This is a genomic window from Bacillus sp. GW823-FHT06A10 (genome assembly GCF_058795375.1).
Map to the genome: position 1 here is coordinate 1261458 of NZ_JBXAHT010000001.1, position 23210 is coordinate 1284667.

Genomic DNA, 23210 nt, shown 5'->3' on the forward strand with positions numbered 1-23210 from the left:
GGAAAAATTTTTTTACATACAATTTATACTCTTTTCCTTATGGCAGTTTTGAAATAATATCAAAACTCTTTTTCTTTTGCAAAATAGTCGATACCTCAAAATACCATTCTCCTAATAATTAAGATTAACCATAATCTTCACAACGGAACACAAGATTTTCTCACAAACTTATTTTCTACTGAATTTTTGACAATCTCTTGAACTGTGCGAAATGTCACATCTGTATTTTACAACCTCTCTTATAGTAAGGGTATGTAAGAGAGACGTATTAAAGGAGTGAACAGTATGAAGAAAAAAACTTCAGCACTAATGAGACGTTTAAAATATTTTTCACCAATAGATCGTTATAACGATAATCATACACAAGAAACATATGAAGATCGCGAATGGGAAAATGTGTACAGAAAGCGTTGGCAGCATGATAAAGTAATTCGTTCTACACACGGCGTGAACTGTACTGGTTCATGTAGCTGGAATATATATGTGAAAGATGGAATTGTGACGTGGGAAGGGCAGGAGCTTAACTATCCAACGACAGGTCCTGATATGCCAGATTTTGAACCGCGAGGATGCCCACGTGGAGCAAGTTTTTCTTGGTACATTTATAGTCCACTTCGTGTGAAATATCCGTATGTACGTGGTGTTCTTTGGAGTATGTGGCAAGAGGAACTACAAAATAACGAGTCACCACTAGATGCTTGGAAAAGTATTGTGGAAAACCCTGAAAAAGCACGTAAGTATAAGCAGGCGCGTGGTAAAGGTGGATTTATTCGTGCGAATTGGGATGAAGTATTACAACTCGTTTCAGCTTCTCTACTTTATACAGTAATTAAATACGGGCCAGATCGAAATGTTGGCTTTTCACCAATTCCAGCTATGTCGATGTTAAGTCATGCTGCTGGTAGTCGTTTTATGCAACTTATGGGTGGGCCGATGCTTAGTTTCTATGATTGGTACGCAGATTTACCACCAGCTTCTCCGCAAATTTGGGGCGATCAAACAGATGTACCAGAAAGTAGTGACTGGTATAACTCTGGTTACATTATGACATGGGGTTCAAATGTACCGATGACGAGAACACCAGATGCTCACTTTTTAGCAGAGGTTCGATATAAAGGAACGAAAGTCGTTTCTGTCAGTCCTGACTTCGCTGAATCTACAAAGTTTGCGGATGATTGGATTAGTGTGAAACAAGGTACAGATGGTGCACTTGCGATGGCAATGGGGCATGTGATCTTACAAGAATTTTACGTAGATAATCAAGTGGAATATTTCACAAAGTATGCGAAGCAATATACTGATTTTCCTTTCTTTGTCAAATTGAAACAAAAAGGAGATCAATTCGTTGCTGATCGTTTCTTAAACGCTGCTGATATTGGACGCGAAACGAAGTTAGGAGAATGGAAACCTGTTCTTTGGAACGAGAACACGAATGATTTTGCAACACCTCAAGGCACAATGGGCTCACGTTGGGATAACGAAAAGAAATGGAACTTGCGTTTAGAAGATGAAGAAACAGGTGAAAAGATTGATCCACGTCTTTCTTTACTTGGAATGGAAGAAACGATTGGAACGGTACAAATTCCGTACTTCTCTGATGATGGAAACAAAGTATTAGAACGTACAATTCCAGTGAAAAAGGTTATGACAGAAGAAGGCGAAGTGTTCGTTACAACTGTATACGACTTAACGTTAGCAAATTACGGAGTGAACCGAGGGTTTGGCGGACAAGAGCCGAAAGACTTCAATGATGATGTACCGTTTACACCTGCATGGCAAGAGAAAATGACAGGAGTGAAACGAGAACTAATTATTCAAATCGCTCGTGAGTTCGCACAAAATGCCGCTGATACAAATGGTCGCTCGATGATTATTGTTGGAGCTGGTATTAACCATTGGTTTAATTCTGATACGATTTATCGCGCAGTTTTAAATCTTGTTCTTCTAGTTGGGGCACAAGGAGTAAACGGCGGGGGATGGGCGCATTATGTTGGTCAAGAAAAGTTACGACCTGCAGAAGGATGGCAAACAATCGCGATGGCAAAAGATTGGCAAGGGCCACCAAAATTACAAAATGGTACGTCTTTCTTCTATTTCGTAACAGATCAATGGCGCTATGAAGATACACCTGTTGGACATTTAGCATCACCAATTGAAGGTAACTCACGTTATCAACATCACGGTGATTACAATGTATTAGCAGCACGACTCGGCTGGTTACCTTCTTATCCAACATTCGAGAAAAATGGAATTGAATTATATAAAGAAGCTGTTGCTGCTGGTGCAACAACGCAAGAAGAAATCGGAAAATATGTTGCACAAAAATTAAAAGAAAAAAAACTGAAATTTGCGATTGAAGATCCTGATAATAAAAACAACTTCCCGCGCAACTTATTCGTTTGGCGTGCGAATTTAATTTCAAGTTCTGGTAAAGGGCATGAATATTTCTTAAAACATTTATTAGGTACAACAAACGGATTAATGAATGACGATAGTGATTCATTACGACCAGAAGAAATTAAGTGGCATGAAGAAGCACCAGAAGGGAAGCTTGATTTACTCATTAATTTAGATTTCCGTATGGCTGGAACAGCGCTGTATTCTGATATCGTTTTACCTGCTTCAACTTGGTACGAAAAACATGATTTAAGTAGTACAGATATGCATCCATTTGTGCATCCATTTAATCCAGCAATCGGTTCACCGTGGGAAGCACGCTCTGACTGGGATATTTTCACTTCACTTTCTAAAGCTGTGTCAGATTTAGCGAAGAAAATAGATCTTGAACCAATGAAAGAAGTTGTTGCAACACCACTTCTTCATGATACACCGCAAGAATTAGCGCAACCACTTGGCAAGATTAAAGATTGGAGTAAAGGTGAATGTGAACCAATCCCAGGTAAAACGATGCCACAAATTCATGTTGTTGAAAGGGATTATAAAACGATTTATGACAAAATGACAGCACTTGGACCAAATGCCGGAAAACAACCGATTGGTATGAAAGGGATCTCTTGGTCAGCTGAAAAAGAGTATGAGCAATTAAAGAGCAAATTAGGAGTTGTTCGAACGGATACTATTGCGAAAGGTTGCCCAGACATAAAAGAAGCAATCAATGCTGCTGAAGCGGTATTAACGCTTTCTTCTACAACAAACGGTCATATGGCAGTAAAAGCATGGGAAGCACTTGAAAAACAAACAGATCTAAAATTACGTGATTTAGCAGAAGAACGTGAAGAAGAATGCTTTACATTCGAACAAATTACAGCACAACCGAAAACAGTAATTACTTCTCCGGCCTTTACAGGTTCAGAAAAAGGTGGACGACGTTACTCACCGTTTACAACAAATGTGGAACGTCTTATTCCTTGGAGAACGATAACTGGTCGACAATCTTTCTACTTAGACCATGACATGATGAAAGAATTTGGTGAAACGATGGCAACATTTAAACCAATTCTGCAACATAAACCGTTCCGTAAGTCACGCCCTGAAGTAGAAGGGAAAGAGATTACACTAAACTATTTAACACCGCATAATAAGTGGTCGATTCATAGTATGTATTTCGATTCATTACCGATGTTAACGCTGTTTAGAGGTGGTCCAACTGTTTGGATGAATAAAGAGGACGCTGCAGAAGCTGGCGTTGCTGATAATGATTGGATCGAGTGCTTTAACCGTAACGGTGTTGTCGTAGCGCGTGCTGTTGTAACGCACCGTATACCGAGGGGAATGGCATTTATGCACCATGCGCAAGATCGCCACATTAACGTGCCTGGTACGAAATTAACAAGCACCCGTGGGGGAACGCATAATAGTCCAACCCGTATCCATGTTAAACCAACACATATGATTGGTGGATATGGCCAATTAAGCTATGGATTTAACTATTATGGTCCGACTGGGAACCAGCGTGATTTAAATGTTGTAATCCGTAAACTGAAGGAGGTAGATTGGCTTGAAGATTAAAGCGCAAGTCGGAATGGTAATGAACCTAGATAAATGCATCGGCTGTCATACTTGTAGCGTAACGTGCAAAAACACCTGGACAAATCGTCCAGGTGCGGAATATATGTACTTCAATAACGTAGAAACGAAGCCTGGAATTGGTTATCCGAAACAATGGGAAGATCAGGAGAAATATAAAGGCGGCTGGGAATTGAAAAATGGTGAAATTCAGCTGAAATCTGGTTCGAAAATGAAACGTCTTATGAACATTTTCCACAATCCAGATCAACCAACAATTGATGATTACTTCGAACCTTGGAATTATGATTATGAAACATTAACAAATAGCCCGCAGCGTAAGCATCAACCAGTTGCTCGTCCGAAATCAGCAATTACAGGCGAATTTATCGACAAAATTGAATGGGGTCCGAACTGGGAAGATGATTTAGCTGGTGGACATATAACAGGATTACAAGATCCGAACGTAAAGAAAATGGAAGAAGAAATTAAAACAGATTTTGAAAACGTCTTTATGATGTATTTACCACGCATATGTGAACATTGTATGAATCCGTCTTGCGTATCATCTTGTCCATCTGGTGCGATGTATAAACGTGAAGAAGACGGCATTGTTCTTGTAGATCAAAATGCATGTCGTGCTTGGAGGTTCTGCGTATCATCTTGTCCATATAAAAAAGTGTATTTTAACTGGCAAACGAATAAAGCTGAAAAATGTACAATGTGTTTCCCACGTATTGAGGCTGGTATGCCAACAATTTGTTCAGAAACATGTGTGGGACGTATCAGGTATATTGGGGTAATGCTATATGACGCTGACAAAGTAAAAGAAGCAGCTTCTGTTGAAGACGAAAAAGATTTATATGAATCTCAGCTTACTGTTTTCCTAAATCCAAATGATCCAGAAGTAGCAGCTGAAGCGAAAAAACAAGGCATTCCTGAAGAATGGATTAAAGCAGCACAAGAGTCACCAATCTATAAAATGATTATCGATTGGAAAATTGCTCTGCCTCTTCATCCAGAGTACCGTACAATGCCGATGGTTTGGTATATTCCGCCGCTTAGCCCAATTATGAATATGGTGGAAGGGAAAGGCAGTAACTGGCAAGCAGAAGAGATTTTCCCTGCTATCGATAATATGCGTATTCCAATTCAATATTTAGCGAATTTACTCACTGCAGGAGATGAATCACACATTCGTCTTACATTGAAGAAAATGGCTGTTATGCGAACGCATATGAGAGCGCTGCAAATTAATAAAGAGCCAAATGAAGCTGTATTAAAAGAACTTGGTTTAACGAAACAGGATGTAGAAGATATGTATCGTCTTCTTGCTATTGCGAAATATAAAGATCGCTTCGTCATTCCGGGCACTCACCGTGAACAAGTGGTAGATTTATATAGCGAACAAGGAAGCTGTGGTTTAGCATTCGCAGGTGGTCCAGGCTCTTGTATGACAATTTCTTAAATAAAGGGGGCAGAAAATGATGAAACAAAGTTTACAAACTGCTTTTTCTTGTTCTTCTTTTCTTCTCTCCTATCCTGAACTAGGGTGGAGAGAAGCTGTAACTGAATTGCAAGAAGAGATTGAAACGATAGAAAAGGAAGAAGTTAAAGCATCACTTACAGCCTTTATAAAGCAAGCGCTAGATAAAACGAATGATCAGCTCATTGATAGTTACGTATATACATTCGATTTTGGTAAGAAAACAAATATGTATCTTACTTATATGAACACTGGTGAACAAAGAGAAAGAGGTATTGAATTATTAGAGTTAAAGCAGCATTATAAAAAATCTGGTTTTGAAGTAACGGATAAAGAACTACCTGATTATTTACCACTTTTTCTTGAGTTTTTTGCAAATGCAAATGAGCAAGACAGTGAACCAATTATGAATAAATACAAGGAGAATATACAAGCATTACACGTTCAGTTAAAAGAAGCAGGTAGTATGTATGAACCAATTCTTGCGGCTGTTCTACTCGCTATCGAAGCATGGGATGTACAGACAAATTAGAAAGGAGAGTTGTTAAAATGATGAATCAATTTCTATGGGTATTGTTTCCCTATATCATTTTTGCAATCTTTATCGGTGGACATATTTTTAGATACAACTATGATCAATTTGGATGGACATCAAAATCTAGTGAACTATTAGAAAAGAAAATGCTCCGAATCGGAAGTCTATTATTCCACTTTGGGATTATGTTCGTAATTGGCGGTCATGTTATGGGGATATTAATTCCAGAAGCTGTATACCGTTCGATAGGTATTTCTGAGCATACGTATCACATAATGGCAATTAGTTTCGGGCTTCCGGCAGGTGTTGCTTCTATCATCGGTTTAATTATATTAACGTACCGCCGCGTAACTGTAAAACGTATCATTGCAACGAGCACAAAGGGAGATTATATTGCGCTTATTTTATTACTTATCGTAATGTTAGCAGGACTTTCTTCAACATTTTTAAATATCGATTCAAAAGGATTTGATTATCGTACAACAATTGGCCCTTGGTTCCGAAGTCTCTTTATTTTCCAACCGAAAGTTGAATATATGACGGAAGTACCAGTATGGTTTAAAATTCATATTCTTGCAGGGATGGGTTTATTCGCAGTGTGGCCATTTACAAGACTAGTACATGTATTTAGTGCCCCAATTAAATATGTAAGCCGTAGTTATGTAATTTACAGAAGACGTATTCCTAATGAGTTGAAAAAATAATACTGCTGTAAACGGATAGGAGTTAGCAGCTAAAACGAAACGAGGTCTCATATGGCAGGCCTCGTTTTTGTTTACATAGGAAATAATCGTTAATAAGTAGTTTAAATTGAAAAAAGATTAGCATCTAAATAAGATGCTAATCAATGCTACAAACAGAAGCAGAGCAATCTTCACAAGCAATTTCACATTTTAAAAATTGTAAATCGTGGATTGTAATCTTTCCTTTATGAATCGAAATTGTACCTTGCTTTTTTAATTCATTTAACATTCGATTTACACTTTCACGTGAAGTTGCACAGAAATTAGCAAGTTCTTGATTTGTTAATGGTAAATCGATGAGAATCCCATTTTCTTTTAATACACCGTAACTATTTGTCATTCGTATAAGAGTAGAGTACAGGGCACCTTTTTTGCCGTGTAATACTAAATCTCGGAACTTCGTTTGCATTCTTCTTAAATGTTCACTAATCCATTTCATAAATTCAAATACAAGTGCTGGTTTTTGGAGTAATGCTTTTTCTAACGCTTCACGCTTTATAACTCCTACTTCAACATCTTCAAGGCATTTTGAATTTAATAAGTATTTCGCATTGTCCGTGAATAATGTTAGTTCTCCAATAATGTCATATTCCGAACAAATTCGAAGTGTCAATTCTTGTCCGTCAGCACTTAATTTACTAATTTGTACTTTTCCTGAGTGGATGATATAGAGCTCTGTTGCCTCCATACCTTCTTGAAAAATAAAACTACCTTTTTTAATTTGCATTTTATATTCAACAGATGCAAGTAATTCTTTTAAATCTTGAGATAATGTCATACTGTTTGCCACAGTGATCACCTTTCTTCTTATAAGCAATACATTTCCTATTTTGAGTGTAAGTATGATGAAAATGCAAGAGCTATTTTAAAAATAAATTGAAATTTCAATGACCGTAAGGGGAAGAAATCTTCAGTTTTTAGTTTGAAAAATTCAATAGACAAAGTGGATGAGATTAAAGATGTGAACAAAATTCGAACGGATTTGTGAAGAATTTTTGAATGGGGAAAGTAATGTGAGAAAAGTCACATTGAATATGTAGCTTCTTTTTTATAATGAAGGCAAATAAAAAAATTGAAAGCTTACTAAGGATTGCAGCAGAAAAGAAGGGATATAGATGCATGAGAACATGAAAGATTCTTTAGAACGGCCACTTCAAGATTTACGTATTTCAGTTATTGATCGTTGTAATTTTAGGTGTACATACTGTATGCCTGCTGAAGTGTTCGGACCTGATTACGCTTTTTTAAAGGAAGAGCTTTTATTAACGTTCGATGAAATAGAAAGATTAGCGAGATTATTTATAAGTATGGGAGTCAATAAAATTAGGCTTACTGGCGGTGAACCTTTATTGCGTAAAGACTTACCGACGTTAATTGCAAGACTTGCAAAGCTAGAAGGCTTAAAAGATATTGGACTCACAACAAACGGTATTCATTTAGCAAAACAAGCAAAGGCGTTAAAAGAAGCGGGATTAAAACGTGTAAATATTAGTTTAGATGCGATAGAGGATTATGTCTTCAAAAAAATTAATGGACGAAATGTAAGCACAAAACCTGTATTAAAAGGAATTGAAGAAGCGAAGAACGCAGGGTTAGAAGTAAAGGTAAATATGGTCGTAAAAAAAGGAATGAATGATAGTCAAATTCTTCATATGGCTCGTTACTTTAAAGAACAAGAAATTCAGCTCCGTTTTATAGAGTTTATGGATGTGGGCAGTACAAACGGCTGGAACTTTGAACAAGTTATTACGAAGGAACAATTAATAGGGAAGATTAATCGTGTATATCCGATTGATCCTGTTAAACCTCGTTACTTTGGAGAGGTTGCGAAAATGTATCGATATGTAGGGAGCGATGCAGAAGTTGGATTTATTACTTCTGTTTCTGAGTCATTTTGTTCTTCTTGTACGAGAGCCCGTATTTCGGCAGACGGTAAGTTTTTTACATGTTTATTTGGAACAAAAGGAACGGATTTGCGAAAGCTTCTTCGAGAAAATATTTCTGACGCCTCATTATTAAAAATTTTACAACATACATGGCGATATAGAACAGATCGATATTCAGATGAAAGAACAGTTGAAAGTACAAGTAAACGTCCAAAAGTTGAAATGTCTTACATTGGTGGATAGTGAAAGGCGGAGTTCTTATGCAAGAGCGTTATGCAAGACAAGTATTGTTTTCTAGAATTGGTGAAATGGGACAAAGAAAAATAAGAGAAAAGCATGTGCTCCTAATCGGTGCGGGTGCACTAGGAGCTGCAAATGCAGAAGCTCTTGTTAGAATGGGAATTGGGAAATTGACAATTGCTGACCGTGACTACGTCGAATGGAGTAATTTACAACGGCAACAGTTATATACAGAAGAAGATGCACAGCAGTGCAAACCGAAAGCAATTGCAGCGGCAGAGCATTTAAGAAAGATTAATTCTGAAGTGGAAATTGTATCAGTTGTATCGGATGTCACACTGCAAGAAATAAAAGAGTTAACAAAAGAAGTGGATCTCATATTAGATGCGACTGACAATTTTGATACGCGCCTACTTATAAATGACATTTCACAAAAAGAAAATATACCTTGGATATACGGTGGATGTATTGGAAGTTACGGTGTAACGTATACAATTCTTCCAGGGAAAACACCATGTTTTCGCTGCTTAATGGATCATCCTATGGGCGGTGCAACATGCGATACAGCAGGAATCATTCAACCAGCTGTACAAATGGTCGTTACTCATCAAGTAACAGAGGCGATGAAAATATTGGTGGATGATTTCGAGGCGCTAAGAGGAACAATGTTATCATTTGATATTTGGAACAATCAATATCTCTCATTAAAAGTAAATAGACAGAAGAAAAATACATGTCCATCTTGTGGAAATACACGCACGTACCCAAGTTTAACATTTGAAGCACAGATGAAAATGGAAGTGCTATGCGGACGGAATACGGTTCAAATCCGTTCAGGAGTAAAACGTGTTCTTCATTTAGAGGAAGTTCAAAAACGATTACAAAAAAGTGTACTTGTCCAAAAAACGCCTTACTTACTATCATTTCTAATTGATGAATATCGTTTCGTTTTATTTACAGACGGTAGGGCATTTATTCATGGAACAAATGATGTGAAAATAGCAAAACGATTATACGCAAAATATATAGGATGAACAGAAAGAGAGTTGCCCCTTATTAAAACGAGGTGAAAAAGAATGTTAGAAAAACGTATACCAATTCCAGTGGCAGAAGCAGTTGCACGTGTAATGGAATATGCTTACCAAGGTGAAATAGAAAAGGTTTCTCTTATAGAAAGCTACGGTAGAACACTTGGAGAAGATGTTATTGCAGATCATGATGTCCCGCATTTCAATCGTTCTCCATACGACGGATTTGCGATTCGAGCAGAAGATACAAAAGAAGCAAGTAGCAGTAATCCCATTCTGTTTGAAGTGATTGGTGAAATTGGAGCAGGTTTTGTTTTTACAGAAGATGTGAAAGCATTTCAAGCTGTCCGTATTATGACAGGTGCGGCAATTCCTGCGGGGTATAATGCAGTAGTTATGTTAGAGCTAACGGAAGGATTTGAAGAAAACGAAAAGACTTATATGAAATTGAAACGCTCCTTTGTTGCTGGGGATAACATTTCTTTTAAAGGAGAAGATGTAAAACAAAATAGCATTCTGGTGAAAAAAGGGACTGTTATTAATCCTGGAGTTGCAGCACTTCTTGCTACGTTTGGTTATAGTACGGTATATGTTGTAAAACAGCCAGTCATTGGAATTGTAACGACAGGAAGTGAACTGCTCGAAGTACATGAACAATTAAAGCCAGGGAAGATTCGAAATAGTAACTCTTATATGGTAGCTGCTCAAATTGAACGAGCAGGTGGAATTGTACAGTATTATGGGCAATTCGCTGACAATTTTGAGACGTGTTATAACACTGTAAAAAAAGCGATAAAAGAAGTTGATATATTAATTACAACTGGTGGCGTTTCAGTAGGAGACTATGATTATTTACCGGCTATTTATGAGAGATTACAAGCTAATGTACTTTTTAACAAAATAGCGATGCGACCAGGAAGTGTGACAACTGTAGCTGAGTTAGAGGGAAAACTATTATTTGGTCTATCTGGTAATCCTTCTGCTTGTTATGTCGGATGTGAATTGTATGTTCGACCTGTCATTGGAACATACTTGCATAGGAAAGATCCGCACATATATCGTGCAGAGGCAATTTTACAGAAAGACATTTCGAAAGCAAATCCGTTTACTCGTTTTGTAAGAGGGAGAGTAGAAATTGTAGATGGGCAATTGCAAGTTACACCAGTCGGTTTAGATAAATCTAGCGCAATTTCTTCAATTGCAGAAGCGAATGCATTTATCGTTCTGCCGGGAGGAACAAGAGGATTTGAAACAGGAATAACCGTTTCGGTACTGTTATTAGAATCGAACGTCGGAAGTGAGTGGCCGTGGGAAGAGCCGCTTCGATCATACAAGTAATAGAAAAAGAGATTGCTAACTTATATAAGGATCAGAGGTGCAAGATGACACATACGTATTATGAAGTAATTGATACACCTATTTCAATTGAAGAAGTTACAAACAAAGTAATTCGTCGTGAGTGTGGTGCGGTTACTACTTTTATTGGTACTGTTAGAGAATTTACGAAAGGTCGACGTACACTTTGTTTAGAGTATGTAGCTTATAAGACAATGGCGGAGAAACAACTTGAGAGAATTGGCACTGAAGTAGGAGAGAAGTGGCCGGGGACATATGTCGCTATTACACATCGTATTGGTACATTACAAATTTCTGATCTTGCTGTTGTTGTCGCTGTTTCTACACCACACCGGAAAGCTGCATATGAGGCGAACGAATATATTATGGAGCGTATTAAACAAATTGTTCCAATTTGGAAGAAAGAGTTTTGGGAAGATGGTGAGTCATGGATAGGTGATCAGTTAGAGAAGGTAACATATGCAAATGGTGAGCCTGGAAAGGAGAGGAGTATATGATTGAAGTACTATTATTTGCACATTTACAAGAAGAAGTAAGTAAGCCAGCATTACACATAGATTGTGAAAATATTACAGTTGCGAAGTTGAAGGAAGTTCTGATTAAGGAATATAATGTAGCAATTTCAAACGAGATTATGGTCGCGATAAATGAAGAGTATGCAAATGAGGATGACATCATTCAAGTTGGCGATGTCGTAGCAATGATTCCGCCAGTAAGTGGTGGTTGATTCTTCTCAGCCTAATCATGTTAGGACGTGATTAGGCTGGAGAGAATAAATATAACTATGCATACATAGGAGGGAACAAGATGAAAAGTCCTAATTTTCAATTAATTTTACAAACTTCTAATCTAGTTATCGGTTTTATGGTATGGGTCATTTTATCATCATTAATGCCTTATATTAAAGCGGATATTCCATTAACTGCGGGACAAATTTCTATGGTAACAGCAGTACCGGTTATTTTAGGTTCTGTTCTTCGCATTCCAATTGGTTATTGGACAAATCGTTTCGGAGCAAGAAAATTATTCTTTATTAGTTTTATTTTATTATTATTTCCTGTCTTTTATATTAGTGTTGCCAATTCTATGATGGATTTAATTATTGGTGGATTATTTGTCGGAATCGGTGGTGCTGTATTCTCTGTAGGGGTAACTTCTTTACCAAAATACTTTCCGAAAGAGAGTCACGGTTTTGTAAATGGTATTTACGGTGTAGGTAATGCCGGAACAGCAATTACTTCATTTTTAGCGCCTGTTATCGCAACTTCAGTTGGCTGGAGAGCGACAGTACAATGTTATTTGGTTTTACTTGCAGCATTTGCACTTATGAATTTTTTATTAGGCGATCGTAAAGAGAAAAAGGTGAATACACCATTAATGGAACAAATAAAAGGTGTATATAAAAATGAAAAACTTTGGTTTTTATGTATCTTTTACTTTTTAACATTCGGATCATTTGTCGCATTTACCGTATACTTACCAAACTTTTTAGTATCTCACTTCGGATTAGAGAAAGTAGATGCAGGTATGCGGACAGCTGGATTCATCGTACTCGCAACAATTATGCGCCCAATTGGTGGTTGGCTCGGTGATAAGTTTAATCCATTTAAAATATTAATCTTTGTATTTATCGGTTTAACACTTTCAGGTATTATTTTATCATTTATGCCTAGCATGAACGTGTATACATTTGGTTGCCTACTAGTCGCATTTTGTGCAGGTATAGGTAATGGTACAATCTTTAAACTCGTTCCAATGTATTTCTCAGAACAAGCTGGTATTGTAAATGGTCTCGTATCAGCTTTAGGTGGACTAGGAGGATTCTTCCCACCGCTAATTTTAACGTTACTATTCCAATTAACAGGTCATTATGCAATTGGATTTATGGCGTTATCAGAAGTCGCACTTGCTTGTTTAATCATTACAGTATGGATGTATAGCCAAGAGAAATTGTTAGTGATGTTAAAGAATCATTAATAAGGAAAAAGAACTGTCCCAAAGTATTTTGGGATGGTTCTTTTTGTAATAGGCTTCAACATGTTTTTATTGCTATCTCAACAAACGCTCGTTTTCTAAAAGAATGTGTTTTTAAAATGAAAAACAGAAGGTTTATGGAATTTTATTTTAAAATATAGAAGTCAAAAGTTATTCAATTAAAGGGTAGATTAGTGAAGGAAATCTTAAATCTATTCTAAAGATCGAACTCATTTTTAGAATGCAAATATTTAATTGAATCGGGATGTTTAGATGAAAAAAATATAAGTCTACTCAAGATAAACAAGTATCAGGTATGTTAGGTGTTTTAAGCGACAAGTATGGAATTGATGTAAGTATTCTTCGCATAGTAACTGCAGTATCAGATTTTTCTAGGGCCAGATTTTTTGGTAAGGCTAATGGATATTGTGAAAAAGAATACTTAAAATAAAAAATACCGTTTAGGTTGATAAGATAAAATTATGAATTTGTATAAACAATCCATAATTTTCTTTATGAGTTATATTTGATATGTTAAAGAAAAGAGAGGGGAGGGAAATGAAATAAGAATTTTTGATGAGCATTTTCATATTATTGATTTAAGTTTTCTGGTTATTAAGAACTGAGGGTGTTTTCAGACTAATTAAATGTGGTCCATATTTAGTAAAGAGTTTAATCCAACTATAATATATTTGGAATGAGGTTTTACATGTTTGTTTTTATTATATTAGACGTGATATTACCAATATTAATATTGATGCTAATTGGTGCAATCTTACAAAGAAAGTTTCAATTTAACTTAAAGCAGCTATCTACACTTATTACTTATTGCTTGATGCCAGCGGCTGTATTTGTGAATATATATGATATTCGTATAGAAACAGGTTTGTTGCTCCAGATAATATACTATTTAATGCTTTATAGTCTGAGTCTGATCATAGTAAGTCATTTCATTTCAAAAATATTAAAGTTAGAAAAAGGAGAAAGTGCAGCTCTAAAAAATAGCATTTCGTTAATGAATTCCGGTAATTATGGGTTACCAGTAAGTCAATTGATTTTCAGTCACAATCCAGTGGGGGTTTCCATTCAAATTTTTATTGTTATTTTCCAGAATCTTTTAACTTATTCATATGGGATATATAACTTACTATCAGCAACAAAAACAATCGGAGGTATTATTCAATCATTTCTAAGACTGCCTGTATTTCATGCACTCGTATTAGGGGTTTTCTTTCAATCTTTTACAATTCAAATACCTAATTCTATCTTTATTCCTCTTAATCAGCTTGCGAATGGTTTTGTTGCAATAGCACTCATATTGCTAGGGGCACAATTATCCAACATTAAGCTTAATTTTTTCCATCGAGTCATAACATGGGCTTTAATTGGAAGGTTACTGATGGGACCATTATTAGCACTTGCTATGATATATCTACTAAACATGGATGGTATTGTTGCACAATCATTATTTATTGCAAGTTCTTTTCCTACGTCAAGAAATACATCAACCATTGCTATGGAGTATCAAATAGAACCTGAATTACATGCACAAATCGTTTTATTTTCAACACTTTTCAGCATTATTACAGTAACTGTCGTTATTTATTTGTCATATATTTTGTTTTGAATGTACGTGCAAAAAACGAATAGATTTGAGGTGGTAAATGATGGACGGAAATCCCATCGATATGAGAAGAAAACAGTCTTAAATATATTGAGTGTCGTTTACAATTGTACTATGTCTGATAATCAAGTGGCTTAATTCAAAAAAAGGAAACTCATTAGGGGTTATTTCGTATGTAAATCTTTAAAGCATCTACATATAGATTTGCGAAAAAAGACATAATCTCGCTTATAATTGACGTTACAAGAGCTTAGGTTGATAGTGATGGGGGAGCGTCAAGTAAGAATTTTATCTTTATTGATTCCATGTAGTTTTTCCGTATTATTGTAAATAAGGGGGATGATTCCAGGTTGAGTAAACAGAATATCAGCACAACAGTTTCAGGAGATATAATTGTTACCCATCTAGTTGGTAATATAAAAACAGATGATGTGTATGAATGGTTTAATGGTTTCGAGCAGGTTTGTCAGCAATTCATTTCCGAAGGGCGGAAATACAAATTGTTGGTGGATAGAAAAGGATACACGCCAAATCATTTTTCTGTTCAAAAAGTATGGAAAGAGAAGTTTTTCAATGAAACCATTTTGAATCACAGTAAGGCAATTGCATTTCTCCTTGAAGAGGGGGAGATAATGGATTATTTACAACAATCTAATACGAAAGAATCTGTGAGATTTTTTGATGATTATGAACAAGCGCTAATTTGGTTGAATGAATATCCAATATAAAACCTATATTGAAGCAGTTGCTCTCAAGCAACTGTTTTTTATGTCCGTAATTGTTGACGTTGTTTCCAGGCTTCCAACACCGTTATTTTTCTTCACAGATTCTTGTCCAATTGCTTGTCTGAGCCTAAAAAACGAAACTAAAGCAAAAAGAACAAACGCCTCTAAAAACGTTTGTTCAAAGTTAATTACTATTTTAGCTGAGTGATAGATTACAATTTGCGAGTATGAGAAAGTTTTTTTATAAGTTTAGGAAGTATAGATGTTAATTCTTGCTTCATGCGCTTCGTAAACGATGGGTCCTTACCTGAAGTTGAAATAGTGACAACATATTCATCATTTCGAATGACACCAGGTGTGTGAAAAGATGATGCTGTACTACCACTTACAACGTTAACCCACTGGAAATCATGAGCGGCCTGTTTGACCATCATATTTACAGCATGTTGATTTGTAGCTGCATAAATAAGATGAGCATCTTTAATATCATCATTACTAAAAGTTTTTTGCTTCCAAGTAATATAAGAAAGTTCCTTCATTTCCTCGCAAATTTCTGGGCTGACAACAGTGACGAAAGCACCTGTATTTTTTAATCCAGACGCTTTTCGATATGCAATTTTACCTCCACCAATGATAACGACCACTTTATTTTGTAGATTAAACATAAGAGGGTACATGTTATACATATATGCATTCCTCCATTCGTTCTAATAATGTTAACTTCATGTATGTATCAAACTGAAGACAGTTACAAGTCGTAACGTGATCATATTTTTTTGTATGCAATTTAATTTTTTGAAGTAATAATCCGGTAAAGAGAAGATACGGCATGACATATACATGGGACGCAGTCGATGTTATAGCCTTGAGCTCAGCAGCAAAAGAGGGAGTTCCTTTCGTTAAAAAGGAACAGGATACTGGCATACCAAGTTTTCGTTCGACAGCTGCTCTGATTTGTTGTAATTCATGTATCGGTTGTGGATCACTACTGCCTCGTCCTACGAGTAAAATACTACTATTTTGCATTGACATAGCTTCACGTATTCTTTTCACTACAAGTTCCACCATATGTGGATGTGTACTAAAAGGAGGTACAACTGAAAATGTTATTTGTGGATATTTCTTTTGTAGTTGCTCTATTTCAAAAGGAATATCACGTTTATAGTGAGCTGCTGCAAATAATAAAACAGGTACAATCATTATTTCAGTTACTCCCTCTATTATCGTTTCTGTAACTGCATCCGAAATAGTAGGTGTCGTTAGTTCTAGAAAAGCTATTTTTTGAATTCTTTCGTTTCGCTCTTTCATAACAGATTGAATAAATTGAATGAATTGTTCATTACCTTCTTGTAGCCGGCTCCCATGTCCAACATATACAATTCCTTTCATTGTCTCACCATGTCTTTCTTCATAAGAGTTTCTTGTAATTGATGATCTACGTTATGAAACCCAACTTTATTTGCATAGTGTAAAGTTGGAACGTCGGTATACGAGAATGGGAGAGTAAGAATATTGATAAAGCCAAGGCGTTTTATTTCTGCTAGAAACGTATCAATAGAAGCACGACCTTCAAATACAATGCTATCCCATGAGAATTCAGAAAGAATACGTGAATGAATTTCATCGAAGCGATGATCAATTGTGTACTCATGAGTCATCATATAGGTACCAGCACCAATTTTTTCTTGAATAACAGCAATTCGGTTAATGTTTCGTCCTAAATAAATCGTTGAATTCGAAGAAAATTGCGCAGGTTTACTGAACAATCCATATTGCATGAGCTTTTCTTGAATAGAAAGGTTCATATACTGAAGTTCTGCCTGTAAGGAACGAATATCTTTATGATATTTACTGCATGATTGCATTAAGATGTCTACACTGTCAGCGGAACAAAATACAAGACGATCAACGTTAAAAATCTTATTGATTTGTTCAGAGGTTAATGTATATTCTTTCTTTTTGAAAGTTGGAATTTGATATATTTCTGCACCGGACTCTTGTAACATTTGCTTTATTGCGCTTTTTTTATTTGTTGCAGATACAAATAAAACTTTCTTGCTGTGCAATGGCTTGCGTTCTTTCCAAGAGATTTGATTACGTAAGGAAACGACATCACCAACAATTGTCATAGAAGGATTAGAAATATTTTCGTTTTTGACAATAGAAACAATGGTAGACAGTGTCCCTGTGACAACGCGCTGTTTACCAGTTGTACCCCATTCAATGACTGCTACTGGCGTATCTTCTTTTTTTCCTGCTTGTAGTAAGTTTTCACAAATTGTAGGTAAGTTTTTTATACCCATGTAGTAGGCAATCGTGTCGCTATTGTAAGATGAATTATATTTTCCATGATCGCTTAAAGGACCTTTTGCATGTCCGGTTAATAAAGTGACACTATTACTGTAGTCACGGTGGGTGAGGGGAATACCTGCATAGATACTAGCGGCGATGCTAGATGTAATACCTGGTACAATTTCATATGGAATATTTGCTGATGCTAAAGTTTCTGCTTCTTCACCAACACGGCCAAAAATAGATGGATCTCCGCCTTTTAAGCGGACTACGATTTTTCCTTCTTTCGCAAATTGAAGGAGGTGTGAGTTAATCATTTCTTGACGCATAGTATGATTCTGTGGCATTTTTCCGCAATAAATAAGTTCACATGTTTCTTTTGTATAATTAAGAAAGGAAGGGTTTAATAAGCGGTCATATAAGACGATATCTGCACGATTTAAGCACTCTATCGCTTTTTTTGTAATAAGCCCTTCATCACCTGGTCCTGCACCAACTAAATATACATATCCGTTCATATTCGCACCTCGTCTATTTTTATTTAAAAGGAAGCCAGGGGAGGCTTCCTTTTGTAAATTACATGTATATATAAATATCTCCGTCAATAACTTCTACTGCATACGTTTGAATACAACCGTCATCAGGTTTTTGAACTTCACCTGTTAGTAGTGAAATTTTCCAATCATGTAGTGGACAAAAGACGAATTCTCCAGATACAATACCTTCCGCTAATGGCCCGTTTTTATGAGGACAACGATTTTCTACAGCTCGAATATCGCCATTTGAAAGGCGGAATAGGGCGAAAGACATACCTTTCATTTGCACCTCTTTACCGATTTGAATAGGAAGGTCTTCTGCACGCATAACTTTTATTTTTTCTTTCGTTTGTATCATATAGGTCACAGCTCCTTATTTCACAGTTTCTACTTCATACATCGCTTTTAATGATTTCGTTTCTAGTGCTTGTCCCCATGCTTCTTTATATGTGCCACGAGCTTTTTGGAAACGTTCATTTAACGTAGTAACCATATTTGCATCTTGCAGTATTTCTTTTATGTGATCGAAGCCTAAACGTTCTGTCCAGTAGGCAGTACGCTCTCCGTAAATACCAGTTTCACGATAATATTGCATGTAAGCTGTAGCGATACGAAGGACATCATCTTCAGTAGGGACAATCATTACAAAATCAGCTTCACGTACTTCTGTACCACCATTTCCGCCAATATAAAGTTGATATCCATTTTCGACACAAACAACGCCAAAATCTTTCGTCAGTACTTCCGCACAGTTACGCGGACAACCAGTTACACCCATTTTCATTTTATGAGGTGTATCTACCATTTCTAATGATTGTTCAAGCAACATACCAAGTCCTAATGAATCTTTCGTACCGAAACGGCAAAAACGAGAGCCAACACATGATTTTACATTACGAAGAGATTTTGAATACGCATATCCAGAAGTCATATTTAAGTCAGCCCATACGTTAGGTAAATCTTGTTTCTTGACACCGTATAAGCCAATTCGGCTTGCACCGGTAATTTTCACAAGTGGAACATCATACTTCTTCGCAACTTCAGCAATTTTCATTAAATCGTCTGCTGTTGTAACGCCTCCGTACATACGTGGAATAACAGAGAATGTACCATCGTGCTGGATGTTACCATTCATTCTTTCATTAACGAAACGGGACGATTTATCATCTTCATATTCTTCTGGAATCGCCATACGTAAATAGTAGTTTAAAGCAGGGCGGCATTTCGAGCAGCCGTCTTCATGTGCAAAACCAAGAACATTTCGTACTTCTTTTGGAGATTTTAAGCCTTTCTCGTGAATGGCCGCTACGACTTCATCACGGGATAAAGGTGTACATCCACACATACCGGCAGATTGCGCTGAGGCATCAAAAGCATCTCCAAGTGTATGAGATAAAACTTGTTCCACAAGCGGACGACATTTACCACAAGACCCTGCGGCTTTCGTACAGTCTTTAACTTCTTCAAAAGTCGTTAACTCTTGTTCTAAAATGGCGTGAACGATTGTACCTTTCGTAACACCATTACATCCGCAAATCGTGTCATCAGTACTCATAGTAGCAACGTTAAGTTCACTTTCTTCACCAGCTTTGTGAAGAAGAGAAGCGGCTGTATATTCTTGTATATCTTCTTCTTTCTTTAACATGCTAAAGAGGCGTGTTCCGTCAGCTGTGTCACCATATAAAACGATACCGATGACTTTATTGTCACGAATTAATACTTTTTTATAGGAACGTTTACATTCATCAAAGATTGATATTGCTTTCGTTTGAGCATCTTCATAAATTTGACCAGCAGAGAATAAATCACAACCTGCAACTTTTAATTGCGTACCGACAATACTGCCCGAATATCCATCAGTTTGTAAATTTGTTATATGTTTTGCTAATATCGCACCTTGTTCATAAAGAGGAGCAACAAGTCCATATGCGATACCGTCATGCTCTGCACATTCTCCAACTGCATAAATGGACTCATCATTTGTTAGCATATAGTCATTGACTACAATACCGCGATTTACAATTAAACCAGCATCTTTTGCTATTTGCGTATTTGGGCGTATTCCGACAGCCATTACGACTAAATCACAATCTACAACTTCACCATCTTCAAATTGAATGCCCTCAACATGGTCTGTACCAAGAATTTTTGCAGTTTTCTTTTCCATTAGAAATTTCATGCCTTGCGCTTCCAAATCTTCGCGTAATAGAGAAGCTGCTTTCGTATCTAGTTGCTGCTCCATTAAGTTTGGCATTAAATGAACAACATGTACGTCCATCCCTAAGTCAATAAGACCTCTTGCGGCTTCTAAACCAAGTAACCCACCACCAATAACAACGGCCTTTTTCTTTTCTTTAGCGGTGTCTATCATAAATTGTGTATCTTCAATTGTTCGAAATCCTGTTACACCAGGAAGAGTAGAACCTTCAACAGGTAAAATAAAAGCACTAGAACCTGTTGCGATAATGAGTTTGTCATATGTAAGAGTACGATTTTTTTCTGTGATAATGATTTTTGCTTCTCGGTTAATAATTTGAACTCTTTCGTTTGTATATAAAGTTATTTCGTTTTCTTCATACCAACTGTATTCATTCATAATGATATCTTGCATATTTGTTTTGCCTTGTAAAACGTGAGAGAGCATAATGCGATTGTAGTTTGGATGCGGTTCATCTCCCAAAATAGTAATCTCATATGAATCACTATTATGTTTTAATATTTCTTCCATACAGCGTATTCCAGCCATACCATTTCCGATCATAACTAAACGTTTTTTCATTTTCGTTCCCCCTTTTTCTGTGAAATGTTGAACAAAGGATTATATTTCTATTATAGAAAATCCAAAAAAGGGGAGATGTGATATTTATCACATTTTTATAATGATTCACAAATTGTTAAAATTCGGATTTATTCGAGAGGGATGTGTATATTCTTTACCAAATGAAAAAACAGGACATAAGTATGTATACTCATGTCCTGCACTTGATTTATACTCTCGTAATTGCACGTGGAAATAAAATGTTATTTTCTAAATGAATATGCTCAAATAAATCAGACTCTAGTGCTTCAAGGCGTTGGTAAACAAGTCGATAAGTGCCGCAAGCTCCTTCTGGAGGAGTAAAGTCATTTGTAACTTTACGAAGCTCTTTAATAATGTTGCCTGCGTGGTTATGTTCATTTTCCAACTTATCTACTACTTTACGTAAATTCACATAGTTTTCTTCAATTGGATTTTGTTCAAATTCTAAAATTAATGGAAAATCTTCTGTTTCTTCTTTAATTAAATGTTGTTCTAATTCCATCTTTAATTCGTGAAATAGCTTATGAATTTGAGCTAAGTGAGGCTGACTTGCTCCGTGGACGCGTAATACTTTCGTCACATACGGACTTAACTGTGGTAATTCTTCATTTAAATAGCGATGATGCTTATTTATAACATAATCAATCAATTCACGATAAGAAGCATTTTTCCAATCAATTTCAGATTCATTTAATCGTTTCGTATTATTATAAAGTGTATTTAATTCTGTAAGTACTTCTGTTGCTGATAAATTTCTTTCATGAATTGCATCAATAAGTGGTTTATTGCCACCACAACAAAAGTCTATTCTATATGATTTAAAAAGATCACTAGCTTTCGGGAATTGTGTAACGATCTCACCGACAATAGAAGTTTCAGTAAATGCATGTTTCATATGAACGCCTCCATAAAGTTTGAATGTAATAACTAAATTAAGAATAGCGATAAATGAAAATCAATGTGGTGATTGAAATCACTTATTATGTGTCAGTTTTAAGGATAATAAAATGAATTTTATAAAAGGAAGTGGGAGGGGAATTCGTCGTAATAGTTTTTTATTACTATTTTTCGCATGCAACTCCATCGCCATCACGATCAAGATGTGAGTCATAACCTGGTTGTCCTTTAAGTAAAGGGGCTTTCCCAGCCGCTCTAACTGCAGCACAATTTTTGTAGTATGCACTACTAGTATTTCCTGAAGCGGGTTGTGTTTGAGTTTGCTGTGCTTTTTGCTCTTCTTGTTGTTGTTTACGAGCCTGTTCGTCAGCCTGACGTTTTTGTTCTCCTTGTTGTTTACGAGCTTGTTCATCAGCTTGTCGTTTTTGTTCTTCTTGTTGCTTACGAGCCTGTTCATCAGCTAGACGTTTTTGTTCTTCTTGTTGTTTACGAGCTTGTTCCTCAGCCTGACGTTTTTCATCTTCTTGCTTACGAGCTTGTTCCTCGGCTTGACGCTTCTCATCTTCTTGCTTTTGAGTTTTTTCGTCCGCCTCTTTCTTTTCTAGCTCTTTTTTCTGTTCACTATCTTTTTGTTCTTCATTGTTAGATGCCACTTTTGTACTAGTTGCTGTCGTTTTTTCAGAAGAAGGAGCTGAAATACCTGATAGCGCAACAAAAATGACAAATAATAAGGCTGTAATAATAAATTGTTTTTTCGCTACACCTGTTTTCTTAATTACAGATAAGATTGCTATAACAAGGAAGAATATAAATAGAATGAAACTTAAAGTAGAAAAAAACTCGACGACGGGGTGTTCCGATTTTGTTGTACCGGTCGTTATTAATATAATAGAAATCATAAAAAGAATAACGGTAGGACGTCCATATTGTTTTGCTTTTTCATTTTTCTTAAAGAATGAAATGATACATAAGATTAAAAGAATAAAAGCAATAGAAAATAAAGCTGCACCAATATTACTCAAAATCGCCATTTTCATACCTCCATTTGTAAGATTTTTCTTATTGATTATATAGGAACTTATTGGATATTACACGTTTTATATAAATTTAGAAAATTAATAT

General features: G+C 36.2%; 20 protein-coding genes. 12 read left to right on the forward strand and 8 right to left on the reverse strand.

The annotated features are described in order from the left end of the window. Positions 1 to 285 precede the first annotated feature (285 nt). From AC1Q8M_RS06595 to narI, 4 genes are read left to right on the forward strand one after another with little or no spacing between them, the layout of a single operon-like run. The gene (locus tag AC1Q8M_RS06595) at positions 286 to 3969 is read left to right on the forward strand and encodes a nitrate reductase subunit alpha (protein WP_098360820.1); all 3684 of its coding nucleotides are present in this window, start codon (positions 286 to 288) and stop codon (positions 3967 to 3969) included. Next, positions 3959 to 5434 carry a nitrate reductase subunit beta gene (gene narH / locus AC1Q8M_RS06600; protein ID WP_098360821.1) on the forward strand — a complete coding sequence of 492 codons (1476 nt, stop codon included), beginning with the start codon at positions 3959 to 3961 and terminating at the stop codon, positions 5432 to 5434. Before AC1Q8M_RS06595 ends, narH begins: the two co-directional genes overlap by 11 nt. Before the next feature lie 19 nt (positions 5435 to 5453). After that, positions 5454 to 5984 (forward strand): nitrate reductase molybdenum cofactor assembly chaperone, encoded by a 531-nt coding sequence (gene narJ, locus AC1Q8M_RS06605; RefSeq protein ID WP_016512951.1) that lies wholly within the window; start codon positions 5454 to 5456, stop codon positions 5982 to 5984. Between the two features lie 17 nt (positions 5985 to 6001). Then, positions 6002 to 6691: a respiratory nitrate reductase subunit gamma gene (gene narI, locus AC1Q8M_RS06610; protein WP_000981851.1), complete on the forward strand. Its 690-nt coding sequence runs from the start codon at positions 6002 to 6004 to the stop codon at positions 6689 to 6691. A gap of 136 nt (positions 6692 to 6827) precedes the next feature. On the opposite strand, the gene AC1Q8M_RS06615 is transcribed toward narI, so the two are convergent. After that, positions 6828 to 7520: a Crp/Fnr family transcriptional regulator gene (locus AC1Q8M_RS06615; RefSeq protein WP_000013866.1), complete on the reverse strand. Its 693-nt coding sequence runs from the start codon at positions 7518 to 7520 to the stop codon at positions 6828 to 6830. A gap of 325 nt (positions 7521 to 7845) precedes the next feature. Here AC1Q8M_RS06615 and moaA point away from each other — a divergent pair, with 325 nt between their 5' ends. From moaA to AC1Q8M_RS06655, 8 genes are all read left to right on the forward strand, one after another. Next, the gene (gene moaA, locus AC1Q8M_RS06620) at positions 7846 to 8859 is read left to right on the forward strand and encodes a GTP 3',8-cyclase MoaA (RefSeq protein WP_016512950.1); all 1014 of its coding nucleotides are present in this window, start codon (positions 7846 to 7848) and stop codon (positions 8857 to 8859) included. A gap of 17 nt (positions 8860 to 8876) precedes the next feature. Beyond that, complete coding sequence (locus AC1Q8M_RS06625) at positions 8877 to 9890, forward strand: molybdopterin-synthase adenylyltransferase MoeB (protein ID WP_001158065.1); 1014 nt, start codon at positions 8877 to 8879, stop codon at positions 9888 to 9890. A 42-nt stretch (positions 9891 to 9932) separates the two neighbouring features. Further along, complete coding sequence (locus AC1Q8M_RS06630) at positions 9933 to 11222, forward strand: molybdopterin molybdotransferase MoeA (RefSeq protein WP_016512949.1); 1290 nt, start codon at positions 9933 to 9935, stop codon at positions 11220 to 11222. A gap of 44 nt (positions 11223 to 11266) precedes the next feature. Continuing rightward, positions 11267 to 11737, forward strand: coding sequence for a molybdopterin synthase catalytic subunit MoaE (gene moaE, locus AC1Q8M_RS06635; RefSeq protein WP_016512948.1), 471 nt, complete (start codon positions 11267 to 11269; stop codon positions 11735 to 11737). Next, positions 11734 to 11967 carry a molybdopterin converting factor subunit 1 gene (moaD, locus tag AC1Q8M_RS06640; RefSeq protein WP_000573676.1) on the forward strand — a complete coding sequence of 78 codons (234 nt, stop codon included), beginning with the start codon at positions 11734 to 11736 and terminating at the stop codon, positions 11965 to 11967. Before moaE ends, moaD begins: the two co-directional genes overlap by 4 nt. A gap of 80 nt (positions 11968 to 12047) precedes the next feature. After that, positions 12048 to 13217 carry a nitrate transporter NarK gene (narK, locus tag AC1Q8M_RS06645; RefSeq protein ID WP_000841839.1) on the forward strand — a complete coding sequence of 390 codons (1170 nt, stop codon included), beginning with the start codon at positions 12048 to 12050 and terminating at the stop codon, positions 13215 to 13217. Positions 13218 to 13923: 706 nt separating this feature from the next. Then, positions 13924 to 14841: an AEC family transporter gene (locus tag AC1Q8M_RS06650; protein ID WP_000497496.1), complete on the forward strand. Its 918-nt coding sequence runs from the start codon at positions 13924 to 13926 to the stop codon at positions 14839 to 14841. Positions 14842 to 15158: 317 nt separating this feature from the next. Then, the gene (locus AC1Q8M_RS06655) at positions 15159 to 15566 is read left to right on the forward strand and encodes an STAS/SEC14 domain-containing protein (protein ID WP_229190111.1); all 408 of its coding nucleotides are present in this window, start codon (positions 15159 to 15161) and stop codon (positions 15564 to 15566) included. A gap of 209 nt (positions 15567 to 15775) precedes the next feature. Here AC1Q8M_RS06655 and AC1Q8M_RS06660 read toward each other — a convergent pair whose 3' ends face one another. From AC1Q8M_RS06660 to AC1Q8M_RS06690, 7 genes are all read right to left on the reverse strand, one after another. Beyond that, on the reverse strand, positions 15776 to 16249 hold the full coding sequence (locus tag AC1Q8M_RS06660) for a precorrin-2 dehydrogenase (RefSeq protein ID WP_000282601.1): 474 nt from the start codon (positions 16247 to 16249) through the stop codon (positions 15776 to 15778). Then, positions 16242 to 16952, reverse strand: a complete 711-nt coding sequence (locus AC1Q8M_RS06665; RefSeq protein WP_000676477.1) for a sirohydrochlorin chelatase — start codon at positions 16950 to 16952, stop codon at positions 16242 to 16244. The genes AC1Q8M_RS06660 and AC1Q8M_RS06665 overlap by 8 nt, the downstream gene beginning before the upstream one ends. Next, entirely contained in the window at positions 16949 to 18373 is a 1425-nt protein-coding gene (locus AC1Q8M_RS06670; protein ID WP_098855558.1) for a uroporphyrin-III C-methyltransferase, read from the reverse strand. Before AC1Q8M_RS06670 ends, AC1Q8M_RS06665 begins: the two co-directional genes overlap by 4 nt. A 58-nt stretch (positions 18374 to 18431) precedes the next feature. After that, positions 18432 to 18749, reverse strand: coding sequence for a nitrite reductase small subunit NirD (gene nirD / locus AC1Q8M_RS06675; RefSeq protein ID WP_016512946.1), 318 nt, complete (start codon positions 18747 to 18749; stop codon positions 18432 to 18434). 15 nt (positions 18750 to 18764) lie between these two features. After that, complete coding sequence (nirB, locus tag AC1Q8M_RS06680; RefSeq protein WP_016512945.1) at positions 18765 to 21170, reverse strand: NADPH-nitrite reductase large subunit; 2406 nt, start codon at positions 21168 to 21170, stop codon at positions 18765 to 18767. Between the two features lie 208 nt (positions 21171 to 21378). Further along, positions 21379 to 22086 carry an iron-sulfur cluster repair di-iron protein gene (gene ric / locus AC1Q8M_RS06685; RefSeq protein WP_000679631.1) on the reverse strand — a complete coding sequence of 236 codons (708 nt, stop codon included), beginning with the start codon at positions 22084 to 22086 and terminating at the stop codon, positions 21379 to 21381. 166 nt (positions 22087 to 22252) lie between these two features. Continuing rightward, entirely contained in the window at positions 22253 to 23119 is an 867-nt protein-coding gene (locus AC1Q8M_RS06690; protein WP_098512053.1) for an excalibur calcium-binding domain-containing protein, read from the reverse strand. Positions 23120 to 23210 lie beyond the last annotated feature (91 nt).